This is a genomic window from Pseudomonas sp. TWI929 (assembly GCF_039673335.1).
Lineage (GTDB): Bacteria > Pseudomonadota > Gammaproteobacteria > Pseudomonadales > Pseudomonadaceae > Aquipseudomonas.
The window spans coordinates 50089-73754 of record NZ_JBDJLK010000023.1 but is presented as its reverse complement, the minus strand read 5'-3'; the positions used below and the strand labels follow the sequence as shown (position 1 = coordinate 73754).

20 protein-coding genes are annotated in these 23666 nt (G+C 59.6%); 3 read left to right on the top strand and 17 right to left on the bottom strand.

Going from position 1 to position 23666, the window contains the following annotated elements; genetic code table 11:
* The 13 genes from ABE456_RS12455 to tssB all read right to left on the bottom strand — a co-directional run.
* Positions 1-303, bottom strand: a 303-nt coding sequence (locus ABE456_RS12455; RefSeq protein WP_346644194.1) for a toxin VasX, incomplete at its 3' end; no start/stop codon positions are given.
* On the bottom strand, positions 296-1228 hold the full coding sequence (locus ABE456_RS12450; RefSeq protein WP_346644193.1) for a DUF4123 domain-containing protein: 933 nt from the start codon (positions 1226-1228) through the stop codon (positions 296-298). The genes ABE456_RS12450 and ABE456_RS12455, both read right to left, overlap by 8 nt.
* A complete protein-coding gene (tssI, locus tag ABE456_RS12445) occupies positions 1225-3393 on the bottom strand; it encodes a type VI secretion system tip protein TssI/VgrG (protein WP_346644192.1) in 2169 nt (722 codons plus the stop codon). Before tssI ends, ABE456_RS12450 begins: the two co-directional genes overlap by 4 nt.
* An 89-nt stretch (positions 3394-3482) precedes the next feature.
* Positions 3483-3992 carry an Hcp family type VI secretion system effector gene (locus tag ABE456_RS12440; protein WP_346644191.1) on the bottom strand — a complete coding sequence of 170 codons (510 nt, stop codon included), beginning with the start codon at positions 3990-3992 and terminating at the stop codon, positions 3483-3485.
* Between the two features lie 128 nt (positions 3993-4120).
* Positions 4121-4990: a type IVB secretion system protein IcmH/DotU gene (gene icmH, locus ABE456_RS12435; protein ID WP_346644190.1), complete on the bottom strand. Its 870-nt coding sequence runs from the start codon at positions 4988-4990 to the stop codon at positions 4121-4123.
* Position 4991: 1 nt separating this feature from the next.
* Positions 4992-6329 carry a type VI secretion system baseplate subunit TssK gene (gene tssK / locus ABE456_RS12430; RefSeq protein WP_346644189.1) on the bottom strand — a complete coding sequence of 446 codons (1338 nt, stop codon included), beginning with the start codon at positions 6327-6329 and terminating at the stop codon, positions 4992-4994.
* A gap of 52 nt (positions 6330-6381) precedes the next feature.
* A complete protein-coding gene (gene tssJ / locus ABE456_RS12425) occupies positions 6382-7176 on the bottom strand; it encodes a type VI secretion system lipoprotein TssJ (protein WP_346644188.1) in 795 nt (264 codons plus the stop codon).
* Positions 7173-7736: an FHA domain-containing protein gene (locus ABE456_RS12420; protein ID WP_346644187.1), complete on the bottom strand. Its 564-nt coding sequence runs from the start codon at positions 7734-7736 to the stop codon at positions 7173-7175. Before ABE456_RS12420 ends, tssJ begins: the two co-directional genes overlap by 4 nt.
* Positions 7733-8749 carry a type VI secretion system baseplate subunit TssG gene (gene tssG, locus ABE456_RS12415; protein WP_346644186.1) on the bottom strand — a complete coding sequence of 339 codons (1017 nt, stop codon included), beginning with the start codon at positions 8747-8749 and terminating at the stop codon, positions 7733-7735. The genes ABE456_RS12420 and tssG overlap by 4 nt, the downstream gene beginning before the upstream one ends.
* Positions 8713-10479 carry a type VI secretion system baseplate subunit TssF gene (tssF, locus tag ABE456_RS12410; protein WP_346644185.1) on the bottom strand — a complete coding sequence of 589 codons (1767 nt, stop codon included), beginning with the start codon at positions 10477-10479 and terminating at the stop codon, positions 8713-8715. The genes tssG and tssF overlap by 37 nt, the downstream gene beginning before the upstream one ends.
* A 3-nt stretch (positions 10480-10482) precedes the next feature.
* Complete coding sequence (gene tssE, locus ABE456_RS12405; RefSeq protein WP_346644184.1) at positions 10483-10893, bottom strand: type VI secretion system baseplate subunit TssE; 411 nt, start codon at positions 10891-10893, stop codon at positions 10483-10485.
* Positions 10890-12380, bottom strand: a complete 1491-nt coding sequence (gene tssC / locus ABE456_RS12400; RefSeq protein WP_346644183.1) for a type VI secretion system contractile sheath large subunit — start codon at positions 12378-12380, stop codon at positions 10890-10892. The genes tssE and tssC overlap by 4 nt, the downstream gene beginning before the upstream one ends.
* Positions 12381-12397: 17 nt before the next feature.
* Entirely contained in the window at positions 12398-12901 is a 504-nt protein-coding gene (gene tssB, locus ABE456_RS12395; RefSeq protein WP_346644182.1) for a type VI secretion system contractile sheath small subunit, read from the bottom strand.
* A gap of 311 nt (positions 12902-13212) precedes the next feature.
* Between tssB and vasI the strand changes: the two genes are divergently transcribed.
* The 3 genes from vasI to tssM are packed head-to-tail and all read left to right on the top strand — an operon-like array spanning position 13213 to position 18925.
* The gene (gene vasI / locus ABE456_RS12390; protein ID WP_346644181.1) at positions 13213-13860 is read left to right on the top strand and encodes a type VI secretion system-associated protein VasI; all 648 of its coding nucleotides are present in this window, start codon (positions 13213-13215) and stop codon (positions 13858-13860) included.
* The gene (tssA, locus tag ABE456_RS12385) at positions 13848-15302 is read left to right on the top strand and encodes a type VI secretion system protein TssA (protein WP_346644180.1); all 1455 of its coding nucleotides are present in this window, start codon (positions 13848-13850) and stop codon (positions 15300-15302) included. The genes vasI and tssA overlap by 13 nt, the downstream gene beginning before the upstream one ends.
* Complete coding sequence (gene tssM, locus ABE456_RS12380; RefSeq protein ID WP_346644196.1) at positions 15302-18925, top strand: type VI secretion system membrane subunit TssM; 3624 nt, start codon at positions 15302-15304, stop codon at positions 18923-18925. Before tssA ends, tssM begins: the two co-directional genes overlap by 1 nt.
* 33 nt (positions 18926-18958) lie before the next feature.
* Here tssM and ABE456_RS12375 read toward each other — a convergent pair whose 3' ends face one another.
* Genes ABE456_RS12375 through ABE456_RS12360 form a run of 4 tightly spaced genes read right to left on the bottom strand, consistent with a single transcriptional unit; the run spans position 18959 to position 23518 of the window.
* Complete coding sequence (locus ABE456_RS12375) at positions 18959-20632, bottom strand: FAD-dependent oxidoreductase (protein ID WP_346644179.1); 1674 nt, start codon at positions 20630-20632, stop codon at positions 18959-18961.
* A gap of 33 nt (positions 20633-20665) precedes the next feature.
* Positions 20666-20986, bottom strand: a complete 321-nt coding sequence (locus ABE456_RS12370; protein ID WP_346644178.1) for an NIPSNAP family protein — start codon at positions 20984-20986, stop codon at positions 20666-20668.
* Entirely contained in the window at positions 20971-22704 is a 1734-nt protein-coding gene (locus ABE456_RS12365; protein ID WP_346644177.1) for an FAD-dependent oxidoreductase, read from the bottom strand. Before ABE456_RS12365 ends, ABE456_RS12370 begins: the two co-directional genes overlap by 16 nt.
* 4 nt (positions 22705-22708) lie before the next feature.
* Positions 22709-23518: a shikimate dehydrogenase gene (locus tag ABE456_RS12360; RefSeq protein ID WP_346644176.1), complete on the bottom strand. Its 810-nt coding sequence runs from the start codon at positions 23516-23518 to the stop codon at positions 22709-22711.
* Positions 23519-23666 lie beyond the last annotated feature (148 nt).

Here is a 23666-nt window from a genome sequence, read left to right as displayed (position 1 = left end):
CTCCAGGCCGCGGTAGAGCAGTTCCTTGTAAAGGCCCGCGCCGACGTACTCATGGATGACCAGCTTTTCGCCCAGGGTGCCTTTCATGAACACGTAGACATAGCCTGGGCGTAGCGCGCGCAAGGTGTAGGCGGAATGTTGCAACGGCCCGAAGCCTTGTTCGAGGTTGAAGCCTGCATCGGCATAGCGGCAGGCGGGCATGTCGCCGCTGCGCGGCACGATGGCATAGCGCACCGGCAGTATGGGGATGCGTGCACTACAGGCGGGGCCGGAAGTGGCGCTGCTGACACTGGCGTCATTCATGGGCGGGCTCCTTGCTTTCGATCAATGCATGCAATTCGCGAAGGCGACCTTGAGGTGACTCTTCGAGGTTGGTGTAGATCTTCCCGGCCTGTTCGTTGCTCATGAGCCACATGTGTCTGGCCATCAATCTGATGAACTGCCCGGCGACTTCCTCGTCGCGAAAGTTGAGGGCTTTCAGTTGCGGCAGCAGGGTTTCAATCCAATGCCTGATATCGGCCAGTGTGTGGCTGTCGTGTTGTGGCAGGGCTAACACCTCGTGGGCCAACGTGAGCACGAAGTGTTCGTGCATGCCTGCTTGCAGCCGCTCAAGTTCAAGCTTGCTCAGGAGCAACGGGGCTTGCGAAAAGGAACGGGCAGAGGTCGGGCTGCGTTCAAGCGTTTTCCACTCGTGAGCCGGCCCCCAGTTGACTCGCCAGGCCAGCGAAGTCACAGGCCCGAGCCAGGTAGCCCGGTGGCCGTCATCCAGCGCATCCAACCAGGCTGCAAGGTGGTCCGGTTTGAACTGAAAAGTGGCCAGCCCCTGATCCGGAAGCGAGATCTGTACAAGGCTGGTGAAATGGTCTGCCAACTCGGCAAGGCCAATATCGGCATCCAGCGCGATGGCGCCGCCGATGGGCATCCAGGTGGAGATTGCATGGGCAAGCAGTTCGGGCGCGTCTGATACGTCTACCAGCACCGGCCCGAAGTCATGACGTTCGTCCAGGGCACTGCGCCGCCACAGCCACGCATGCTGGGTGTCACGGCTGACTTCATTGATAAGCTCAAGCACCGAAGGGGCATAGGCCGGGACCAGCTCACCATTTTCGAGTATTTGGGATATTGGCTTATAGGCCCAGTACTCGAGCGCGCGGGTCAGGAGCAGCAGAAAGCGCGCGTTGTTCCCGAAATGCGCGCTTGGCAGCATGTTTGAGGGCGCTGTTTTCATCGACCTGGCCCTCTGATGCAGCGGCAGTCGGGCAAGGGGCAGGAGCCATCGGGGCGGCGCCCGCACTGACGATCCAGGGGCTTGCCATTGACCGGCGCGCCACTGATGGAAAAGAGGTTGCTTGCCCCCTCTGCTGATTTGAGTATCTGGCCGTTGATACGTATGGTCGGGCTGTCGAGGGTGATACCTGTCTCATCGATCTGGATGGAGCCGCCAGGGCCCTGAATGATCACAGCTTCCGCTGTGCGCAGCACATAGCGGCGGGTACGCCTGCGGATCTCGCCTCGGGCTTCAAGCTCGGCATGCCCTTCGACCTGCTGCTCAAGGTTGCCGCCAATGCTGGTGTGGTGATTGGCTGTGATTTGGTCGTGGCGGTGATTGCCGATGGTTTCAATACGGTCCTTGGCGATCTTGATGGTCTGGTTTCGGCCGATATTGAGAGCGGCGTCATGCCCAATGCTGACGCGCTCATCATTGCCGACCGTTTCAGTGCGGTCATGGCCAATCAGAATCGACTCGTCGTTATTGACCTGTTCCTTGCGGTCATTGCCGACCTGGGTAGTCTCATCGTGCCTGACCACGATGTTCTGGTCTTTCTGTGCATGGATGAAGACCTCTTCCTGGCCCAGTTCATCTTCAAAACGCAGTTCATTGAAGCCATCACCCTTGTGGGTCTGGCTTTTGATTGTCATGCGGGTCTTGTGTTGGGGCAGGTCGTAAGGCGGCAGCTGATCACCGCAATAAGTGCGCCCGGTGATCATGGGCTGGTCGGGGTCGCCGTTGACGTACTGGATGATCACGTCCTGGCCAATACGTGGGATTGCCATCGAACCCCAGCTGCCACCAGCCCAGCCTTGGGATACCCGCACCCAGCAGGAGCTGAATTCGTTGTTCTGGCTTTCGCGGTCCCAAGGGAAGCTGACCTTGACCCGGCCCCATTCATCGCAATAGATCTCCTCGCCAGGTGGTCCGACGACGGTCGCCATGTGCGGTCCATCGACGCGAGGTTTATCCAGAGGGGCAGGGCGCCACTCCGTTCTACCGGGAACGAGCTGTGCGACTTGATCGTAGCGTGTGCTCTGGTCGACGCCGGCGGCTTCTTCTTGCAGGCTGGTGAACTGGCTGCCTTCATGAGTGACCACAGTGACTCGCCAATGCACGTTGAAATCAGCGCGCGGATGGCCCACAAGTGTAAAACCCAGGCCAGGCTGCAGGCGTACATCGTCCCCTTCTACTTCGGCAACACGGACATCGTGGCGCAGTGCAGTGATGCGGTTTTCAGTGAACGGCTTGCCAACGGCATCGCGCTTGTAGCGGCCTGGGTAATCGAAGCGTTCGTAGTCAGAAGACTGATGTTCCAGATATCGGCCGGACGCTCTGTGTTCCTGTCGGTAGGCCGGGTTGGTGAAGGTGTAGTCGCGTTGCACCTGGCGTGCGGTACGCACCTTTTCGCTGTAGCACAGGCGTCTCAAGCAAGGGATTGCCTGGTCGCCGCCGCTGCTGGCTCTGTACAACACGCTGTAGGCGTTGGCGGGCTCCTCGTCATTGGCATAGCCTTCAACCTTGTAGTTGATGGGGGATGGATGGCATGGGATGTTTCCGAAGGTCAGTAGCCGGTCGGTAATGATGAGCTTGTGGTGTTTTTCTGTATGTTCAAAACGGTAGACAAAGCCTTCTTCAGCCAGGAGACGAGCAAAAAAATCGAAATCGGTTTCTCCGGCCTGGACGCAGAACTCCCGAACTTGATGGTCGAACCCTTTACCGATTTGGTATTGGCTGATGCCCTGACGCATCAGTATCAGTTCAAGAATCTGCGGGACGGTCTTTTGCTGGAAGATACGCCAGTTCGAACGCAGGTTGGCGCGGGCCAGTTGAGGTTCAACGACAGCGCTATAGCGTGTGCGATGAGGGCCGCTATCGGCTTGGTTGAATGTGCTGATCAGCCCATGGACATGGCGTAGTGGGTGGTTTGCGCGCGAGATGGTGAACAATGCAGGCTTGTCGAGTAATTGCCCGAAGTCTACGTCGTGGTCATGGCTGATCAGTTCAAGTGTCAATTTAAAGTTGCGGTTTATACCTTCTTTTAATGTAAAGGAAACCACCTCGAATGCTAATCGGCTGGCGAGCGGTTGAAAGCTGTAATACAGATCGGATTGGCTAGGCATGATAATTCCTTGTCCGCCGTCTGATGGTTTCAGGTGTCCGGGCAGCAAGCTGCCCGGAACACGCGATGCCTTAAAGGAATGGTGGCGCTTCAAGCCTTCTGCCAGTCATCGGATCCTTCTGTACCGCAGATTTCATGGCATTCGGTGATTTTTCGGTAGGAGAACCAGACCTCTACCTCCTGGTGCCGGGGTGTCGGTGTGTCCTCTTGAGCGTGGGGTTGATCGGTCCTTAGTTTGATAATGGTCGCGTCGGTAAGTGTGGTTTTGTAGTAGAACTCGTTTGGGTCCTCGCTGGTTGCTCGGTACTGCGAGATGACAACCTCTGGGAGCAACTCGGCTTTGCAGATTGCTTCCAACAACAGGGGCTTGGATTTGTTCGTGGTAAAGGTAACTTTGTAGGGACCATGCACACGCTTGCCCGAAGGCTGTCCATTCTGAGGATCGATAGGTGTGTTGATCTCGTGCTCGACTTTTTGAAGCATGATCTCGTTTTCGAACTCGGATTGGTAAATATTCCCAATCGACTCTGCGGTGCTTGCACCTTCGCTGATATTGCCCTGTACCTTGCCTGTGATTTTTAAATAAGCTGGTGATGCCATGATGTACTCCAGTTTCAGTGTGTTTACATGCCCTTGTTTGTAAGGGATGGCCATCGGAAACGATGGGCTTGTTAACGAGAGGGGTGTCTCGCTAATTCGTTGAGACGCGTTGTGCGTGTAGCGGCTTCTTACTGCTGCAAAATGCCGTTTAGTGTTTCCAGAACCTCGGTGGTGATCAGGTGCAGGCGATAGCTGTAGATCCCATAGGCCACTGCCATGGCAAGGACGGAAATCACCAGAGGGCTCCACCATGGCCATATTCGGGTCATGCGGAAGTTTCGCGGGGCTACATTGGTATAGGGGTCACAGATTTCTTCGGGTGTAGGCCCGCGCAGTTCCCGGAGCATCCCGTGAAGTTGGTGGATGAGCGCCTTCAGTGTTTCTTCGCCTTTAGGTGCAATGGCATATTTGCCCTTCAGGCCCAGGCACAGCGCGAAGTACATGAATTCCAGTACGTCCTGATAACGCGCGGGTTCCTGCATCAGGCGGGACAGCACCGTGAAAAACTTTTCTCCACCCCAGGTTTCGTCGTGGAAAATGCTGAGCAGTGGTTCCTGGCTCCAGCAACTGTTCTTGCCCCAGGGCCTTTCCATCACCGCTTCATCGATGTACAGGCACAGGGCATATGAATACGCCAACGCCTGGGCGGGCTCGTAGCCGTGTAGGCGCATTTCTTCCTGGATGTTCTCGATCTGGTTGCGCACTTTCCGATGTACATCTTTGATGTTTGGCAATTCATCCAGTGTGCGCAGGCGTATGACCAGGCCGAACAGCGGTGCAGCAGCATCCAGCATCAGATTGTCGTAGCAGCCCCGTAGCCTGTACTCCGGATCAGCCGGGTAGCCTTCATCAAGGGGCTCAGGTTCGGGCTTCTGCGCCGGGGCTGCGGGTGTTGTAGAAATGGACGGGGCACTGGGCAATGGTGTCTCGAGCTTCGCGTGCAGCGGTGTGCCTTCGCCATTTGCGATATCGCTGGGGGCCTTGTTGGTCTCCTCCATCCTACTCACTCCTGATTGCCCAGAACTGCAGCTCAAGGCCAGGGAAATCCCCCGCGATGTGGATACCGAAGCCGTTTGCTGTTTTCATGCAAGCCCACGCCGGGTCACGTCGATCCAGTTCGAAATAGCTGAAGCCTGCATGGAAGGGCAGGTCGCGTGGTGCCACCGGTAATGGGGTCAAAGGGATGCCAGGCAGTTGCAACGGCACCAGTTCTTCCAGTGATTCGAGTGAAGTGACTTTGACCTTCTGCACGAACATCTGGCGCAACACTTGTGATGGCAGATGGGCACGGACAGCGACGATGAAGTCGGCCGCATCGATCAGCCGGCGGTCCTCCAGCGTGGTCGTCATCACACCATAGGCCCGCGTTATCAGTGGCAACGACACTGCGCGCGGTTGCAGGACCGTACTGAGTGCCCGGCGCAGCGTGTCCTCCAGCGGCTTGAACGAAGTGCGCAGCGCGGTATGGTGATACGCTGGGTATTCGTGTGACAGCCGACTCTCGTCAGTGAAGGTCACGAACTCGCCGCAAGCCTGGCTCATGCACAGGTACAGCTGTTCGGGGTGTGTCTGGGCTTGTCTGGTCAGGTGCTGGAAACATGGCCACCAGCGGTTCATGGCTTGCAGCAGGTTGAAATCGCGAATGTCGGCGATACCCGACTGGCCGGCACCGCCAATGCGAGCGGCGAGGTTGCGCGCCCGTTCACGCAGGGTATTGGTGATTTCTTCAAGAAAACGTTGCAACGCCGGCACTGCCCGCACCGACACGCAGGTGGGGTAGAAGGCTTCATCCAGCTGCACGCCCCCGTCGGGGCGGCGTTCCAGAATGCGCGCCACGGCCAGGCGGGTATAGGCGCTGCTATCGTCGGTCTGGCGTTTGAGTTGCAGGTTGGGGACGGCCACGTCGACCTGCGCCAAGTCGCCGTCGGCGGTATGGGTATCTTTGATTTCCTGCGCCTGGGCCAGGTAGCGAAAGTTGGCGGCATTGTCGGGCCAGCTGACTTCACGGCCACCCTCTGTACGCAATGGCAGGCATAGATACACCTCGCTGTTCTTTGAACCGTCATCGTCGATTTCCAGCGGTGGCGGTGGCGGAAGATCTGCGGGGATATCGAACACCGTCCCGTCCGGCATGACGCCCCGTGCCCGGGTGATGGCGATTTTGCCCAGGCTGAGGTACTCGTCGTTCAGTTGAAGTTCGCTGAAACCGTAAAAGGCAGCATTGAGGCTTCCAAGGCGTTGATGCAGGGCCGCTTCACTGGCCCGGGCCGCCTGCTGGAAATGCTGCGGTTTTACGTACAGGCCCTCAGGCCAGAGGACGGGGTTACGTGTACTCATGAGCACTCCGTGTCAGCGTGAGCAGGCGAAAAGGGCAGGGCTGGAGACGGCATCAGTCTTCCTCCTTGAGCAGCAGCTGCGTGTCGTTGAGCAGCACCGACAGAATGATCTGGTGACCGCGTGGGGGAATGCGCAGCACTTGGCGCCAGGTCGCGTTGTCCTGACTCCGGTAGTCGCCAATCACTGCGACGAAGCGGGTGTCTGCCTCAATGGGCGCGAAGGGGATGAACTTGAACTGGCCGGGGCGCAACAGGTAATCGTCATCACGGATGTAGGTGCTGCGCAGGGTCTTGGCGGGGTCTTTATCCAGCAGCTGATAAACGCTGTTGCGTAGCAGTGAGTCGTCGCGCAGCTGCAGGATCTTGATGGCCATGGGCGTAGCAACGGACGCTGCGGCTTCCGTGGTAGTGTGCGGTAGTGTCAGCACAACCGTTGGGTCGTCGTAGCTGCCGGGCGTGCTCTCTTCCAAGGGGGAGCGAGGCGGATTGCTGCCATCGTCCTCGTCCATCACGACAGGCGAGATTGCAGGAAATTGTTCCTGAAGGTATTCGAATAACGTCCCGACTTTTTCGGTCAGGGCGACGGGGTCACCAGCACTCAGGCTTACCGCGTAAGGGCTGGGCTCCAGAGCGCTCTCATGCTCGGCCCCAATATCGAAGCTGTTCGGGTTGCCATTGAGGGTAGGGCTGGCATTGATGCTGAACGCAACCTCGGTTGGGTGATCCTTTGGCGGCCCAATGGGTAACGAGTGGTCCATGACCACTTGGCTCATTCTGCTTAGGGACGTGCAGCCCGTTATCCCGATCAAAATGGCCAACAGGGCGACTACGAACGGAGGCCGCGTCATGAGTGTTCTCCTGAAATCAGGCGCTGCAGCGGGTTCTCTTGCGTCAACTCCGCAACTGCCTCAGCGTCCAGTGCCGCCAACGGGTCATTACCTGTGACCGTCGTGAAGACTGAGCAGATCTCCACAGCGGCCTGGGCGGCTGGGATTTCGGCTTGCCAAGCTTCGGCGCAAACATCGGCTATCAGCCGGTCGAGTACCCTCAGGCCAGGGTTGAACAGGTCCGCTAGCGGGCGTGCATCGGTTTGTGAGAACTGAACCTGCAGCCGATAGGCGCCGATAAGCAGTTGGTCGCCTTCAACAAGCCGCCTTGCCGTGAGCGCTCCCAAGCTGAGGACGCTATCGTTCAGGTAGGTGCGGTTACAGTGATCGATCACGCAGAAGCTGCCCTCGATCCAGCGGATTTCGCAATGAATCGGCGCAACGGTCTGGGCACGGTCATTGATCTGCCAAGTGGCCGCTGCACTGCCGATGGTGCCGCCTGCGCTATCGAACTGGTGCCGAGCAGTAACGCTATGCTGCAACTGGTCGAGGTTGGTGATGTTCAAGGTCAATGTGCTCATGAGCGCCCCCGGAACCGCACGACGGGGCTTATCTGGCCATGGCGGTCGTCTACAAAACTGGTCCAACCCAGATATGCACCTTTGCTGCGGTGCAGGCAGAAGGGCGATAGCGCGTTTTGCTTCAGGCGCAGTTCCAGGTCGTAGGCCAGGCCATCACGCAGTAGAAAGTCGATCAGCGCGCGCAAGCGGCCAAAATTGATGCCGCTGGGGAGCAAGTCGCGCAGTTGCGCCTGGTCCAGTTCGCTGATCACGATGGTGAATTTGCTGCTGCGGGTACGCGTGCGGCTGCCGACCATGAAGGTGCGGCCCAGTTCGCCGTTGCTACGGCCAAGGCATACGAGCTGCTTCGCTGCAGTGGGTACTGAGCGCGTTTCGAATTCACGGATCTGTACATGCTTCAGGTCGAAGCAATGGGCAATGATGCCGGCCACGGTTCCCGGTGCACGGCTGCGGCTGGCAATGACGCCAGCGAAGCTGAGCAGTCGGCTCCAGGGCAGTTCCGTGTCCCCTCGCAGCTGTTTGTCGTTCAGGCCGAGCAGGGCAAAGATGTACTGCGAGAAGCCATCGGTGGCTCCCGGCTGAAAGCGGATGTAGTAGCGGTATTTGCGCCAGATACGGTGCAGCAGGCTGAGCAGGTAGTGGTTGAAGAAGTCGAAGAATGCTGGACGCACACCGATGCCCTGCGCATGCTCGTATGCCACTTGCTCAAGATAATAGGTGGGCAAGGGCGAATCGGTGCCATGCAAACCCATGAAGGTGGTGCACACGCGATAGCGCTGTTCTTCGCCGGGCATACGTTCGGCTTTGTACACGTCCGAAACGGGAAAGGTCAGCCGTGGGTCGCAGGCAAGTCGCACGCGCAACCGGGCGGCCTCACTTGGCCAGCGCGGCTCAAGGTCGTCACCGTATAAGCCATGCAAACGCTCCAGTAACTGAAAGAAGTTGTACTGGTACGCTTCGGCGAGCAGCTTGTCGGCTAGATCAGCGGTTGTTTGCCGGTCTGGATTGGCCATGTGTAATGCTCGTTGTTGGTAGTGTTGATCACTTCCAGTTGGTGGAAGGAATTGATGCTGGCGTACAGGGCAAAGAAGTGGGCGAGTACGCAACTGAACAGGTACAAGTCGCCTTCGCAGAGGAAGGCAGCCTGGTCCAGCTTCAGCTGGGTGTGCAGGCCACGAACGGGCTGCCCCTTGATCAGCCAATCCAAGGGTGCTGTGTGGATTTCGCGGATGCCGTCGAGTTGCTTGGCTGTGGTGCGTGTTTGCTGAATGTCGTGCAAGGCGACGAAGTCATAGGCGCGGATGACCGCTTTCAGTGGCTCGACTGAGAGCAGCGACAGGTAGTTGAGCGACATGTTGGAAATCAAGGCCCACTGCAACTGGCCATCCAGCACCGGGCGACAGGGACGGGTGGGGGCGCAGATGTTGGTGTAGGTTGCCAGGGGCGGGGTGGCTTCGGTGAGCACGTTGATGTCGTCGATGCTCAACGCCAGTGGCAGGTCGCGGTTGCTACAGGTCAGGTCGATGGATGCCGTTTCCAGCTCACCAATGTACGCATTGGCATCGGCGCGCACGAAAGCAATGCGGTGCGTGACGCCATCGCCGTTCAGCGACTCTGCGAGTTTGTAGCGGTAATACAACGCCGTGCGCCCTTGGACATGCTCGATTTCATGGGCGAACGACTCGAAGGGGCGGAAGGTTCTCAGGTGTTCGCCGGTGCTCCCGTCTGGCGTGGTGCGGGTGCTGATTACCTCATCGACACTGAATATTTCGTAAGCGTACTGCTCTGCGCCTTTAGGTTTCAGCTCGACCTGGGCAACCTCGCTGGAAAGGTCGATGGGCTCGGCACTGTGTTTGAACAGGTTGACTGCTGGGGTACAGAACAGCCTGAAATCTGCATTGCCAACACGCAGTGAGTCAGGCAGCTGACGGGTGAAGTGGAACTCTAGGCCCACCTGCTGGCTTTGCTCTGCGGGCCAAAGCCTGTCCAGCCCTGTGATGGTGAAAAAGTGAAACCGCTGCGGGAAAATGAAGTATTCCTGCAGGATCCGGTAGCCATCGAAGACGTTCTGCGGATAGGGCAGCATGGCTTCGTCAGGGCTGAAACCTGGAAAGGCAATGCTGCTGGCCGGTAGCCGGCGAACCTCGCCGTTGATGGTCACGCTGACATGCTTGAGGTATTGCGAGAACCACAGATACAGCGTGCGCGCGGTGCGGTGGTCGCCACTCAGGTGAAGGTCGAGGCTGGTACAGCCCAATGTATCCAGCGGTCGCTCGACCATGGTTTGAAGGCCGATGTGAACCACGGAACTGTCCAGGGTCTGTGTTGCGCCAACCGTGTCGATTTCGAACGGGTGTATGTTTACCGCTGTGCAGGTACGAAACTCGCAGGCGACACCGTCTACGGGTTTTGAGAACAACCTTGAGCCTTTGGGGATCTGCTGTGACTGGCTGAGCGATTGCTTGCGCGGTGTGAACTGTATGATGGTTACGCTGGGCAGTGGTCGAAGGTAGTTGGGCCACAGCAACTGCAGCATGGGGTGCGTAAGCTCTGGCAGGTCGTCTTCCAGCTTGAGCCGTAGCTTGGCCGTCAGGAACGCAAAGGCTTCCATAAGGCGTTCGACATCAGGGTCGCTCGCGCCATTGCCAAGAAACCGGGCAAGTCGCGGATTGTCCTTGGCGAAGTCGTTACCCAGTTCGTGCAGGTAACGCAGCTCTTCGTTGAATCGGTCCTTCAGAGACATGGGTTACCTCACGCGGGTATGGCGGTTGTGCCCGTTCACCAGCAGTTCCAGTTGCAGCTGCTCCGTGTGGTTGTTGACCTGCACCTGGCAGTCCAGCCTGAAATGCAACTCCAGCGGCGCGTAGCAATCTGGCACCGCTTTGAGCGCGCGCACGTGAATGCGGGGTTCAAAACACTGGATAGTGCGGCGGATATCAGCACTCACCTGCTCAAGCAGGTCACCGTTGCTTGCCTCATGCCCATTGAAATCAGCCAGGCCAAGCTCAGGGCTGCTCTGCGAGCAACCCTTGCGTGCGTTGAGCAACGTTTCGAGGTGGTGTTTGATGGCGGTGACTTTGTGTGCTGCGCTTTCCTGCCGAGAGGGCTTCTGGGGCACTGTCGGATCCGCCATCAAGCGATCAAAGAGAGTACTCATTGCGTATCGAGCCGCCCGACCAGGGAGATCTCGAAGTTTGCCCCCATGTATTTGAAGTGCGGGCGTACGGCGAGCGAAACCTGGTACCAACCCGGGTCACCGGCAACGTCCGAAACTTCAACCTTGGCAGCGCGTAGCGGTCGACGGCTGCGTACATCGGCAGATGGGTTTTCCTGGTCGGCTACGTATTGCTTGATCCATGTGTTGAGCTCGGACTCAAGATCGCGTCGCTCTTTCCAGCTGCCGATCTGCTCGCGCTGCAGCACCTTGATGTAGTGGGCTAGCCGGTTGACGATGAACAGGTAAGGCAACTGGGTGCCGAGCTTGTAGTTGGTCTGTGCCTGCAGGCCTTCGGTAGTCTTGGGAAAGTTCTGGGGTTTCTGTACCGAATTGGCCGAGAAAAATGCTGCGTTGTCACTGTCTTTGCGCATGGTCAGGGCGATGAAGCCCTCTTCGGCCAGCTCGAATTCCTTGCGGTCGGAAATCAGCACCTCGGTAGGAATCTTGGCCTGCAATTGCCCCAGCGACTCGTACAGGTGCACCGGCAAGTCTTCGACGGCCCCACCCGATTGGGGGCCGATGATGTTTGGGCACCAGCGGTAGCGGGCAAAGCTGTCATTGATACAACTGGCCAGCAGGAAGGCGGAGTTGCCCCACAGGTAGTTGTCGTGGCGCCCGGCGATATCTTCTTCGTAGTTGAAGCTCTCGATCGACTTTTCTTCCGGGTGGTAGGCTGAGCGGAGCATGAAGCGCGGCCCGGTCAGCGCGGCGTGCCGGGCATCTTCGCTTTCGCGGAAAGCACGCCACTTGGCATGCCTAGGGCCGGCAAAGATGTCCTTGATCTCCTTGAGGTTGGGTAACTCTTCAAAGCTGCTGAGGTTGAAGAATTCCGGTGAGGGGGCAGCGAGGAACGGGGCGTGTGACATGGCGCCGACGGAGGCCATGTAGCTGAGCAGTTTGATATCCGGGGAGGAGGGGCCGAAGCTGTAGTTACCGACCATGGCAGCAACCGGTTCGCCACCAAACTGTCCATAACCGGCGGTATAAACGTGCTTGTACAGGCCGCTGCAAGTGATATCGGCCGCATTCTCGAAGTCATCGAGCAGCTCTTCCTTGTTGACATGCAAGACCTCCAGCTTGATGTTTTCACGGAAGTCCGTCCGGTCGACCAATAATTTCAGGCTGCGCCAGGAAGACTCCAGTTGCTGGAACTGAGGCTGGTGCAGAATGGCATCCATCTGCTTGCTGAGGACCCGGTCCAACTCTGCAATCATCTGGTCGACGCGATGTTTGTTGATAAGTTGATCTGGGTCATTGCTTTTGAGGACTTCAGCGATAAAGGCAGATACACCCTGGCGGGCAACCTGGTAGCCCTCCTGAGCGGGTACCAACTTGGTTTCTGCCATGATCTGGTCGAGCAAGGTAGCGTTGTTCAACGTTTCGCTAGTTGCATCGACGGTTGCAGTAGTGCTGCTTGGCTTCGGCATGGGGACGCTCCGTTGTCTCAGTCTTCTTTTGGTGCCTCAAGCACCAGGTCGAGTTCTTTGGCAAGTTGTCTACGGGCGTGTTCGTCATTCAGCAGGTGCTGCAGTTGTTTGCGGAATGCCGGTACGTTGCCCAGCGGGCCTTTCAGGGCAACCAGCGCTTCACGCAGTTGCAGCAGTTTGTTCAGTTCGGGTACTTGGCGAGCAATGCGGTCGGGCCCGAAGTCGTTGATCGACCTGAACTGCAAGTTGACCGCCAACTCTGCATCCGGGGCAGTACTGAGCATGGAGGGCACGGACATATCCAGGCGCACGTCGGCGTCGTTCAGGACATTGTTGAATGTGTGTTTGTCGATACCCATGACTGCACGGTCTTCAAGCGCGCGGTCGTCACCCAGGCCGAAGTCACCCAGGACCAGCATCTTGTGCGGTAACTCTACTTCCGCCTGTGCGCCACTGGTGGCGGGTACATACTTGATGTTGATGCGCTCTTTGGGCGCTACGGATCCGGAAGATCTGCTCATGGCCTCATATCCTTGGCTACTTGTATTTTATATGTAGGAAGTTTCCTACAGGTTTGTGTTTATTGGTAAACGCTTGAGCGGTTCTAAGTTTCCTTGTGCGTAAAAACCATGCGCTTTGATTGCGTTGGGAGTCGAGCGATAAGATGTAAGAAAATATTTATTTGTATTGCCTGTTCGTGATGCACTAGTCTCCGGCCAGTTTCGTTTGGCTAGATGGGATGAGTGTTGTTTAGTTTGGTGGATTGATTTTGTAGGAAAGTGCGACTTATCTCGTAGGGCGTATGTGTAACTGCAAGGAGAGTGAACTTAAGATGATTGCCCGCTATTCCTGTGGTGCTGTTATTTCGTTGCTGTTTAGTCTGCCGCAGGCTTTCGCAAGCCCGGTGCGTGATTGCCCCATGATCGTGTCTAACGTGGAGCGTCTGGCGTGCTTCGATGAGGCAGCGAACACACCTGCGCATGCAGTAAAGCGGCAGTGGTCAACCCCCGAGCAAGAGGCGCCCAGTGTGCTGCGTGTGATGGCAAACGAAACTGCACGGGGGCCAGATGACCTGACCTTCCTTGCCAGTGCAGGTGAAGAAGACTGGCGGATACACGGGCTGGTGATATCAGCACCAGCAATTGCGTCGGCCGAGCCACGCTCGTACCTGGCAATCAGTTGCATAGAGAGCATCTCGAGGCTGCAGTTGATTACCGGAAAACCTCTGGATGCGAGGTGGGTAAAGGTTCGGTTACAGGGGATGGATGAGTCGACGGTTGCAACGCCCTGGCAGGTAATGGAGAACGGGCAGGTGCTCGACGCCGGACGGGGGCTGCCCGCCATCGAGCAAATCAAGAAACTCATCGGGGCTCAGCGCATACAGCTGTTCAGCGGCAACCCTGCGGTTGATGGCCTGATGTTCGATGCCCAGGGGCTGGACCTTTTGATCAGCAAGGCGCGTAGCACATGTCGCTGGTAACCGGGGGGCTGGAAGAGCAACTCAACCGGCTACTCATGCCGATCGATCCGGCTGTACCGGCTGGCCTGTTTGATGTGGAGGACGAGACCTACCAGGCCATTGACCAGGAGATGGTCAAGCTGGGTGGGTTGCAGGAAGCTTCAATCGACTGGACCTACATTGAAGAGGCGTCCTTTCAGTACCTGGCCCAGCATTGCAAACACGTGCGGATCGCCGCGCATCTGAGTGTCGCGTGGCTGCGCAGTGGTTGCTGGGAGCGCTGGGGAGTCACCCTGGCATTGTTGGCTGGCATGGTTGAATGCTATTGGGAAACCGCTCATCCAAAACCGGGTCCTAAAGGTTACCTCGGCAAGCGCAAGCTGGTTGGCATTGTGCTCAATCGCTTGATCGACGCGCTGCCGCGCCTTGACCGTTTCACGTACACCCCTGCCTATGCGGTCGCGGCGCAGGATGCGTTGCGGCGTCTGAACCAGCAACAGGCTTTTGCACAACTGGATGATGCTGTTCTGAGCGAACTGGGGTGCCTGCTACTCAAGCACACAGACCTGGCCAATGGTGTTGGCGCGGCTGCCGAGCCGGTTGCCAGCATCCAGCCTGCGCCGCTGGCTGATGTCATTGCCATGCCTGCGCCTCGGGTCACGATTGGCAACGAACGCGAAACGCGGCGGGCCGTGTTGAGTATGGCCGAGCTCATCAATCAACAGGATCCCTACGACCCGACTGGCTACCAGTTACGTCGCTTCGGGTTGTGGGCGCATATCCAGGCTGCGCCGGCCGCGAAGCAGCGGCACTGCACGGGGCTGATTTCGGTACCGCCAGATGTTGCCGCCGGTTACGAAAATGCCGCAGCTGCCACTTCGATTGACATTGCGTTGTTACACCGGATCGAGAAGAGCATCACGGCAGCCCCATACTGGTTCCGTGGAAGCTTCCTGGCGGCAACAGTGGCGTCGCAGCTGGCGATGCCGGAGGTCAGCGAGGCCATTCGCAGTACGACCGCACGCTTTGTCCAGCGCCTGCCGTCGTTGCAGCAACTGTGCTTCAGCGATGGTACGGCGTTCGTCGATGAACAATGCCTGGCGTGGCTAAAAGGTCGCCAGGAAATGGCGGAGCAGGGCGCTGCCTTCCATGAGTTCCGCAGCCTGCGAGAGGAACTTGACGCTCAATTGGAAAGCATTGGTGTCGAGCAGGTGCTGTTGAAACTGCAGGGCATGCAAGGGGGGCTTCATTCGCCGCGTGAACGCTCCCACACCACACTCATCGCCGCTGACTTGCTGGCTACGCGCGGCGTGTCCTGGTTGGCCCAGGACTTGTGCGCCGCAATAGCGCGAACGATGCAGCAAACCACTGCCGATGCCTGGGAGCCCGAGGTGTTCCAACGGCTTCAGCAACGCGCGATGTCCACCGCATTGGCCGATCAGAACAAGGATCTGGAGCCCTGATGAATCCTCTATGGAAGCAATTCAAACGCTGGGGGTTGCCCTTGGCTAACCGTATTGGCCTGGCGATGCCGCTGCTGCTAGCACTTGGCGTCGTGTTGCTGCTGATTGCCATCTGGTGGCTTGGCCCGCATTGGACGTGGCGCGAGCAACAACCACTGGCCAACGGAGCTTATCGTATTGTGGCGAGCCTGGTCCTGGTGCTGGTACCGCTGTTGTGCTGGCTGCTTGTGTTACGCACCCGCTTTCGCCGCCTTCAGGCAGAGCGCAAGCAGGCAGTTGCCGCTGAACTGGATCGCACGTTGCCGTTCGTCCAAGCGCAAGAGAAGGCGCTGAACCATGGGCTTGATTGCTATTTCGACAATGCCGGCGGGCGCAGCGCATTGTACCGACTGCCCTGGTATCTGGTGTTGGGAGACGAGCACGCGGGCAAGACCAGCTTCATTGATCGCACCGATCAGCGTTTCTCTTTGACCCGTATCGACAGAGCCCAGGCTCGTGGTCGGCAGGATGATGCGCTTGCCTATCCTGTGGGCTGGTGGGTCAGCAATGACGCGGTGATTATCGACCCGCCTGGTGTTTTCATCAGCCAAGAGGTAACGGCAGGTGTGCCAGCCGAGAACACATCAGTGCCCGCCCCAAACGTACCGCCCGGTACACCGGCCAGGCTGTGGCATCACCTGCTGGGATGGCTGCTGCGCAATCGCAGCCAAAGAGCGCTCAATGGATTGGTACTGGTCATCGACTTGCCTGCGCTGCTGCATGGTACACCCGGGCAACGTATCGCACTGGCTCACGTCTTGCGCACGCGCCTGTATGAGGTGAGTAGCCAGCTAGGTTCGCGCCTGCCGCTTTATGTGGTGTTGTCCAAATTCGACCTGCTGGATGGCTTCGACCAGCTCTACAGCAACCTTTCAGCCTCCGGGCGGGAAAACTTGCTGGGCTTTACGTTTACGCTGGATACGGTCGATTCATACGATGCCTGGCTGGTCGAATATGGCGAACACTTCGATCGTTTGATCAGGTTGCTGTTCGAGCAGGTTTTTGACCAACTCGATGGGTTGGGCAGTGCTCCGAACTGTGCGCGCCTGTTCACCTTGCATGCACAGCTGGCTGGGTTGCAGCCGATATTGCTGAATTTTCTGCGTGAAACACTGGCCAGTGACCGCTTCACTACGCCTGCCTTGGTACGTGGTGTGTATTTTTCATCGGTCGTGCAGCAGGGGGACATGCTTAATGCATTCGTCCGTGAGGCGGCACAGCCCTACACGACAAAACTGCCCCTGCGTGAAGGCAAGGCACAGAATAAGGCGTCGGCCTACTTCATCCAGCAGGCGTTCAGGCGAGTTATCTACCGGGAAGTCGGGGTTGCCGGGGACAACGTCAGGGTGGCCCGCACCAAGCGCCAGTTGCTATGGGTCGGTTCTGGTGTCGGTGTGCTGGCGTTCTGTGTCGTCATTGCCAGTTGGCAGCGCTACTTCGATATCAACGCCACCAATGCAACCATGGTGCTTGCCAAGAGCCGGGAGTACAGCCATCACGAAGTGGATCAGCGCGTGGACACGACTGGGCGCAACCTGCTGGAGCCACTGGACCAGATCCGCGATGCCGTGTCGGTATTTGGCAACTATCGCGCTGCGTGGCCGGGCGTTGCTGATATAGGGTTGTATCAGGGGCGCGCAATCGGCCCTCGCGTCGATGAGGCGTATCTGGATCTACTCTCCAAACACTTCTTGCCGGCCTTGGCCAGCGGTGTGATCGATGCTATGAACGCAGCCCCACCCGGCAGCGAGCAGCAAATGGCCGCACTCAGGGTGTATCGAATGCTGGAGGACCGCCAGAACCGCCGGCCCGAATGGGTCGAGGAGTGGATGGCCCGGCAGTGGCAACAGGCATTCCCAGGGCAAGGACAACTGCAGCGCGACCTCATGCAGCACCTGAAATACGCCTTGGCCTATGCCGATACCGAATTGCCGCAGTATCGCCAGCGTGTCGTCGAAGTGCAGCAGGCATTACGCAAGGTACCGCTGCCGCAGCGGGTTTATGCCGCTCTCAAGCAACAGGCCGATGAGCAGTTGCACACCGGCTTGGACCTGCGTCACCAAGTAGGGCCGGCCTTCGATGTGGTGTACCAACCGTCCTCCGGGGCCAGGCAGGGCGATGATGGAATCCTGCTTGCCCCTATGCTCACCGCCAAAGGGTTCAAGGAGTACTTCGAGCCACGCAGTCAGCGCTTCGCTGAAATGGCAATGATCGACCAGTGGGCGCTGGGTGAGCGCGGCCAACTCGATTATTCGGACGCCGATCGGGATGCGTTGGCTGAACGCCTGCGCAACCTGTACAGCGCCGATTACATTGACAGTTGGCGGCGTGCCTTGAATGCCTTCTCGGTGGCTGACTTCGGTGATCTGGAGCATGCTGTCGCGATCCTGGAACAGTTGACCGGGCCTGCGGCGCCGCTGCATCGGTTACTGGATACGGTCAGGGAAAACACGGCGTTGGTGTCACCAGCAGGTATCGAAATACCGGGTGAGGCAGATGCGCTGCGGCCAGCGAGCCGCAATCCCGAACACCAGCAAGCCTTGGCCATCCAGCGTGCGTTTGCCGGGCTGAGTGCCATGTTGCAGGCAGCAGGCGAAAAGCCGAGCTACTACGATGAAACCCTCAGCGCCATAGCGGCCGTTCACGACTATGCCAAGGCGGTACAGGACAGCCCGGAACGAGGCAAGGCTGCTTTGCAAGCGGTGCACCAGCGCTTTTTGATGACCGGGCAAGACCCGATTGCTACCTTGCAGCGAGTGGCTACAGGGTTGCCGGAACCGCTCAACCTCCAAGTCAGGAAAGTGGCGGACCAGACTGCGCAAGTGTTAAGCGTTGAAGCATTGCGTGAGTTGGAGCGGCGTTGGGATGTTGAGGTTTACAGCTTCTTCCAGCAGCGTCTGGCAGGGCGTTACCCGTTCTCGGTGAGGGCGCCCGATGCGTCCCTGGATGACTTTGAAGCGTTCTTCGGGCCCAAGGGGCGGCTGCAGCAGTTTAACGATCAATACCTGAAGCTGTTCCTGAAGGAAAACCTCGAAGCCTTGCAGGCAGGTCAGCAGGGGCAGTCCTTGGTCCGCAGTGATGTGATCGAACAGCTGGAGCTGGCAGATCGCATCCGCGAAACCTTCTTCGATCAGCGTGGCAACCTGAGCGTGCAGTTCAGCATCGAGCCGTTGGGGCTGAGTGCCAATCAGCGCACCAGCCTGCTTGATCTGGATGGCCAATTGATTTCCTACACCCATGGTCCGAGCCAGATCATCGGTATCGTCTGGCCCAATACCCTGGGGCAGCACGTGCGCAGCAACCTGACCTTGCTCAGACAAAACGGCAACAGTAGCAGCCTGGAATACCGCGGCCCATGGTCGATGTTCCGCTTGCTCAGTCGCGGTACGCTCAATGGGCGGACGGCAACCAGCGTGGACCTGAGTTTCCGGGCCGGTGATGGCGTCATGCGCTACCGGCTCAACGCGGAAAAAGCCTTCAATCCCATTACCCAGCAGCCATTCAAGGGCTTCCGCTTGCCACGCGGTTTGTTGCAACAGTTACCCAAGGTGGCTCAGGCGGGGCAATCGGATGACCAGCCCTAATGAAAATCAGGCCCAGCAACAGTGCCAAGGCGCCTATAAACCACTCAACGCCCTGCCAGCCAGATACCCAAAGGTCATGCCCGGCCCCAGGGTAATACCGCCGCTCGGGTAGTGCCCGCCCATCACGCTGTGCATGTCGTTGCCCACCGCATACAGCCCGGGGATCGGCTGCGCCGCGTGGTCCAACACGCGGGCCGAGGCATCCGTGCCCAGCCCGGTGAAGGTGCCGAGGCTGCCCGGCAGCACCTTCACTGCGTGAAACGGCCCCTTCAGCAGCGGCCGCAGCGACGGGTTGGGGGCCTGCAACGGTTCGCCCTGGGCCCGGTTGTAAGCGGATGCGCCACGCTGGAAGGCAGGGTCTTCACCGTGGGTGGCATAGCGGTTGAAGCCATCCACCGTGCGCTGCAACTGCGCGGCATCGATCCCGCAGCGCTGCGCCAGTTGCGCCAGGGTAGCGCCGCTTTGCAAGTAGCCACAGCGTTGATAAAAGCGGGTAGGGAAGGGAAAGGGCTTGGCCCAGCCGATGCCATAGCGGCGCTGGGCGGTGTGATCACAGATCAGCCAGGCTTGCGGCTGCTCACCCTGCGGCGTGGCGGCGAACAGTGCGTTCATGAAGTCGTGATAACAATCGGCCTCGTTGACGAAGCGTCGGCCATCGCGGCGCACGGCGATGAAGCCGGGCTTGGCGCGGTCGATCAAGTGCGGGAAGTGGCCGAAACTGCCATCGCTGCGCGGCACCCGCGACACAGGTGCCCAAGCGCCCGCATGGGCCGCAGTTGTAGACACCAGGCCACCGGCCTGTTCACCCAGGCGCAGGCCGTCACCGCTGTTTTCCCTGGGCGCAGCGGAGTAATGCTGGTCACCCGTCGGCGCATGCGGCATCTGTTGCGCGATGCGCTGGCGGTCATGCGGGAAACCACCGCAGGCCAGTACCACACCTTGGCGGGCATGAATCACCTGGCCATCGGCAAACAACGCACCGCTGACCCGCCCTTCGCCCAGCAGGCGAGTGGCCGGTTTGTCGGTCAGCAGCGTCACGCCAAGATCGAGGGCGCTGCGCAGCAGGCGTGCCACCAGCGCGTTGCCGTTGACCAGTTGCTGGCCACGACGGTGCAGCAGCAGGTCGCGGCCATGGCGCAACAGGCGCGTGCTGACATGCAAGGCGGCCTTGAGCGAGCGGGTGGCGTTGAAGAAGGCGGCCATGTCGGTGCCACCGGCGATGCCCATGCCGGCCAGGCTGACAATATCCAGCGGTGGGCGCAACTTGTGCAGCCAAGGCCCGAGTTGGCGCCCGTCGAAAGGCAGTGCACATAGCGAACGGCCGCCACGCGCGCTGCCGTCACCTTCGCGCATGTCGGGCATGCGGCTGCCGGATTGGAACTGTACAGCGGTGTGTTGCTGGAAGAACGCCACCATCTGCGGGCCATGGCGCAGGAAGGCGCATTGGCGCGGGTCCAACTCGCTGGCATGGGTTTGTGCGCGCAGGTAGCGCTCTGGGGCACCGTCGGCTTCGACGATGCCTTCGGCGATGGCCAGCGGGTTGCGCGGTATCCACAACCAGCCCCCCGACCAGGCGCTGGTGCCGCCCAGCTGGCTGGCTTTTTCCGCGACGATCACATGCAGGCCGTGATGCGCGGCAGTAACGGCGGCAGCCAGGCCAGAGGCACCGGAGCCGATGACGAGTACGTCACATTCGAGGGGTTGCATTGTGCGGTTCCGCTCAGGTGTTGGAACAAGGTTTTATTGCAGCGGTGAAAAACCGGTTGGCCGCATTAGCCGCGATTGCAGGCGCAGCACTGCGCCCAGTTCGCGGTTGCGTCGTGAGAACTCTGCCCAACGCGGGTCCGCTGCCATCGCTGTGCGACGTGCCATGCGCTCGTCGAGGCTGGTATAGCCCCAGATATGCACCACTTGGTTGACGTCGCCGAACTCGCTGGTGAAAAAGCCGACCAGGTTACCCAGGTACTCGCTTTGCACTTCCAGCGCATGGCTTTGGTACAGGGCCAGCCAGTCGGCCATTTTCAGTGGGTCGAGGGTGTAGGTTCTCAGTTCGTAGTACATGCCGGGGTCTCCATGTGGTTGGCCGGCGCCTGCAGGCGCGCGGTGATGTGGTTGGCAGCGAGCCAGCCGAAGGTGAGGGCAGGGCCCAGGGTGATGCCGGGGCCGGGGTAGGTGCCCTTCATCAGTGAATTCATGTCGTTGCCGACTGCGTACAACCCGGTGATGGGCTGACCATTGCGGTTCAGCACGTTGGCATCGGCGTTGGTTACCAGGCCGCAGGCCGAACCGAGGTCACCGGTATGGATGCGGATGGCGTAGTACGGGCCGCTGGCCAGTGGCGCCAGGCACGGGTTGGGTGTGTGTTGCGGGTCGCCCATGTAGCGGTTGTAGCTGTTGCCGCCTTTGCCGAACGCGCGGTCGATGCCGTTGCGCGCATCGGCGTTGAACTGCTCAAGGGTTTGCGCGAACACCTGTGGGTCGACGCCGATGGCCTGGGCCAGGGCTGCTACTGTTGCAGCCTGGTACAGGTAGCCGGCGTCTATCAACGCCTGGTTGTTCACCGGCTTTGGCCGCGCCAGGCCCAGGCCATAGCGGTTCATGGCCTCGGCATCGCAGACCAGCCAGCAGCTGGTAATGCCGTTGGCGAACATGGTCTGCACGAAGTGGTGGTAGGAGTCGGACTCGTTGACGAAGCGCTGCCCGGTCGGGTCCACCGCTATCACGCCCGGTTTGGCGCGGTCGGTGACCAGGTGCGGGAAGCGTTCACGCTCGCCACTGGCATGTTGCAGTTCGGAAACCGGCGCCCAGAAGAAGTTGGCCGCCAGGCCCTCGCCCTGAGCTACTGCCACGGCCTGGCCAAGGCGCAGGGCCGCCCCGTCGTTGCTGGCAGGTGACATGGTCAGGTGCGCTGCTTGCTGGGCCGGCCGATAGCCGGCGGCCAGCGCGCCTGCCGCGAAACCGCCCATGGCGCACACCACGCCACCGCGAGCCAGTACCCGCTCACGGCGCCCCTCGCGCTGTACCACCACGCCTGTAACCACGCCTTGTTCGACGATCAGCTCCACGGCTTCGCTGCGCAACCACAGCTGAGCACCCTGGGCAAAGGCGCTGGTGGCCAGGCGGGCGATCAGTGCGTTGCCGGTGGTAAGCCGGGTGCCACGCGGGTGTTGCAGGCGGTCCCGCGCGTAACGTGCCATCAGCTTCAGGCAATGCCACAGCGACTTGGGCGAGCGACGCATGCTGAGAAAGTGCTGGATGTCCACGCGGTTGACCATCATGCCGCCGAACAGCAGCATGCCGGGCGGTGGCATCTGCAGGTCCTTGAAATGTGGGCCGAGGTGCTTGCCGTCATACTCGACCATTTCCAGCGCCCGGCCAAACTGGGTGGCACCGGGCGCATCGGGGTAATAGTCCGGCGAGTGCGGGCGCAGGGCATAGCGCAGCTCGGTATTCTGCTCCAGCCAGCGCAGCGCCTGATGGCCGTGCTCGATGAAGGCGTCGACCAAGGCGGGCTCGTAGCCGGTGCCGATGACATGCTTGAGGTAGGTGCGCATGGCTTCGGGGGTGTCCTTGGCCCCAGCGACGCGGGCCTGCTCGGTGCCGTAAAGCCACACCGCTCCGCCAGAAATCGCCGAGGTGCCGCCAAAGTACTCAGCCTTTTCCACCACCAGCACCTTCAGCCCGCGGCGCGCCGCCGTGGCGGCGCCGGCAAAACCACCGGCGCCGCTGCCCAGCACAACCAGGTCAAAGTTGTGCCGTGTATGTTCGAGAGTCGCCATGGCCTCAGATCTCCAGCGGCGTGACGCCCATGAAGGCGCCGAGGTAGCCAAGTTGGGCGAAGGCCATTTCCGGGCCGGTCTGGATCGCACAGCCCGCCTGCCGTGCCCGGTTCAGCAGCGGGGTGATCTCGGGCGAGGTGACCACGTCGGCGACCAGGGTATCGGGCTGCAGGGTGGCCATCAGGGCTGCTGACAGGGGCAGCTCAGCGCTGGTGCCCATGCCGACGGGGGAGGCGTTGGCCACCAGGTCGAAGTCTTCCAGGCTATTGAGCTGTGTGCTGATCCCAAGCCCGGGGAAGGCATTGCCGAGCAGCTCACACACTGCGCCCATGCGCGCCGTGCTGGGGTCGCTGAGGGTGATGCTGGCAATACCGGCCTCGCCCAGCGCATAGGCGATGGCACTGCCGACACCGCCGCAACCGACTACCAATGCGCGCTTGCCTGCCGGCTCGAAGCCATGTTTGCGAGCAGCGCCGAGGAAGCCCGCGCCATCCACGTTATCACCCAGCAAGCGCCCGTCGCGTTCGCGGCGAAGCACATTCACCGAGCCCAGGGCCGCCGCGCGTTCGCTCATGCCGTCCAGGCGGCTGGCCAGGGCCTGCTTGTACGGCACGGTAATCACACAACCGCGCAGGTTTTGCCAGCCGCGCAGGGTCCTGGCAAAGGCGTCCAACGCTGCATCATTCAGTTCGATGGGCAGCATGGCGAGGTTGCAGTTGTTGTTGGCGAACCAAGTGTTGAAGTTTTCGGGGGACTTCACCTGGGCAATGGGCGAGCCGACGATGGCGACCAGTTCAGTTGAACCACGAATCATGCTGACCTCCTTATTGGCGTTGTTGTGGAGGCAGGGTGATGCAGGTGGGCATGAGCAACAATGCGCTTGTCGGTTGTTTAGTGCGATAATCGCAGTGTTGATCCGGTTATCGCAGTAATCGGCTGTTTTGCTCCCTGTATGCGAGTCG

What these genes read in the sequence shown, in the direction of transcription:
- ABE456_RS12450 (WP_346644193.1), bottom strand. Translation starts at nt 1,228, where the DNA reads ATGAAAACAGCGCCCTCAAACATGCTGCCAAGCGCGCATTTCGGGAAC.
- tssI (WP_346644192.1), bottom strand. Translation starts at nt 3,393, where the DNA reads ATGCCTAGCCAATCCGATCTGTATTACAGCTTTCAACCGCTCGCCAGC.
- ABE456_RS12440 (WP_346644191.1), bottom strand. Translation starts at nt 3,992, where the DNA reads ATGGCATCACCAGCTTATTTAAAAATCACAGGCAAGGTACAGGGCAAT.
- icmH (WP_346644190.1), bottom strand. Translation starts at nt 4,990, where the DNA reads ATGGAGGAGACCAACAAGGCCCCCAGCGATATCGCAAATGGCGAAGGC.
- tssK (WP_346644189.1), bottom strand. Translation starts at nt 6,329, where the DNA reads ATGAGTACACGTAACCCCGTCCTCTGGCCTGAGGGCCTGTACGTAAAA.
- tssJ (WP_346644188.1), bottom strand. Translation starts at nt 7,176, where the DNA reads ATGACGCGGCCTCCGTTCGTAGTCGCCCTGTTGGCCATTTTGATCGGG.
- ABE456_RS12420 (WP_346644187.1), bottom strand. Translation starts at nt 7,736, where the DNA reads ATGAGCACATTGACCTTGAACATCACCAACCTCGACCAGTTGCAGCAT.
- tssG (WP_346644186.1), bottom strand. Translation starts at nt 8,749, where the DNA reads ATGGCCAATCCAGACCGGCAAACAACCGCTGATCTAGCCGACAAGCTG.
- tssF (WP_346644185.1), bottom strand. Translation starts at nt 10,479, where the DNA reads ATGTCTCTGAAGGACCGATTCAACGAAGAGCTGCGTTACCTGCACGAA.
- tssE (WP_346644184.1), bottom strand. Translation starts at nt 10,893, where the DNA reads ATGAGTACTCTCTTTGATCGCTTGATGGCGGATCCGACAGTGCCCCAG.
- tssC (WP_346644183.1), bottom strand. Translation starts at nt 12,380, where the DNA reads ATGCCGAAGCCAAGCAGCACTACTGCAACCGTCGATGCAACTAGCGAA.
- tssB (WP_346644182.1), bottom strand. Translation starts at nt 12,901, where the DNA reads ATGAGCAGATCTTCCGGATCCGTAGCGCCCAAAGAGCGCATCAACATC.
- vasI (WP_346644181.1), top strand. Translation starts at nt 13,213, where the DNA reads ATGATTGCCCGCTATTCCTGTGGTGCTGTTATTTCGTTGCTGTTTAGT.
- tssA (WP_346644180.1), top strand. Translation starts at nt 13,848, where the DNA reads ATGTCGCTGGTAACCGGGGGGCTGGAAGAGCAACTCAACCGGCTACTC.
- tssM (WP_346644196.1), top strand. Translation starts at nt 15,302, where the DNA reads ATGAATCCTCTATGGAAGCAATTCAAACGCTGGGGGTTGCCCTTGGCT.
- ABE456_RS12375 (WP_346644179.1), bottom strand. Translation starts at nt 20,632, where the DNA reads ATGCAACCCCTCGAATGTGACGTACTCGTCATCGGCTCCGGTGCCTCT.
- ABE456_RS12370 (WP_346644178.1), bottom strand. Translation starts at nt 20,986, where the DNA reads ATGTACTACGAACTGAGAACCTACACCCTCGACCCACTGAAAATGGCC.
- ABE456_RS12365 (WP_346644177.1), bottom strand. Translation starts at nt 22,704, where the DNA reads ATGGCGACTCTCGAACATACACGGCACAACTTTGACCTGGTTGTGCTG.
- ABE456_RS12360 (WP_346644176.1), bottom strand. Translation starts at nt 23,518, where the DNA reads ATGATTCGTGGTTCAACTGAACTGGTCGCCATCGTCGGCTCGCCCATT.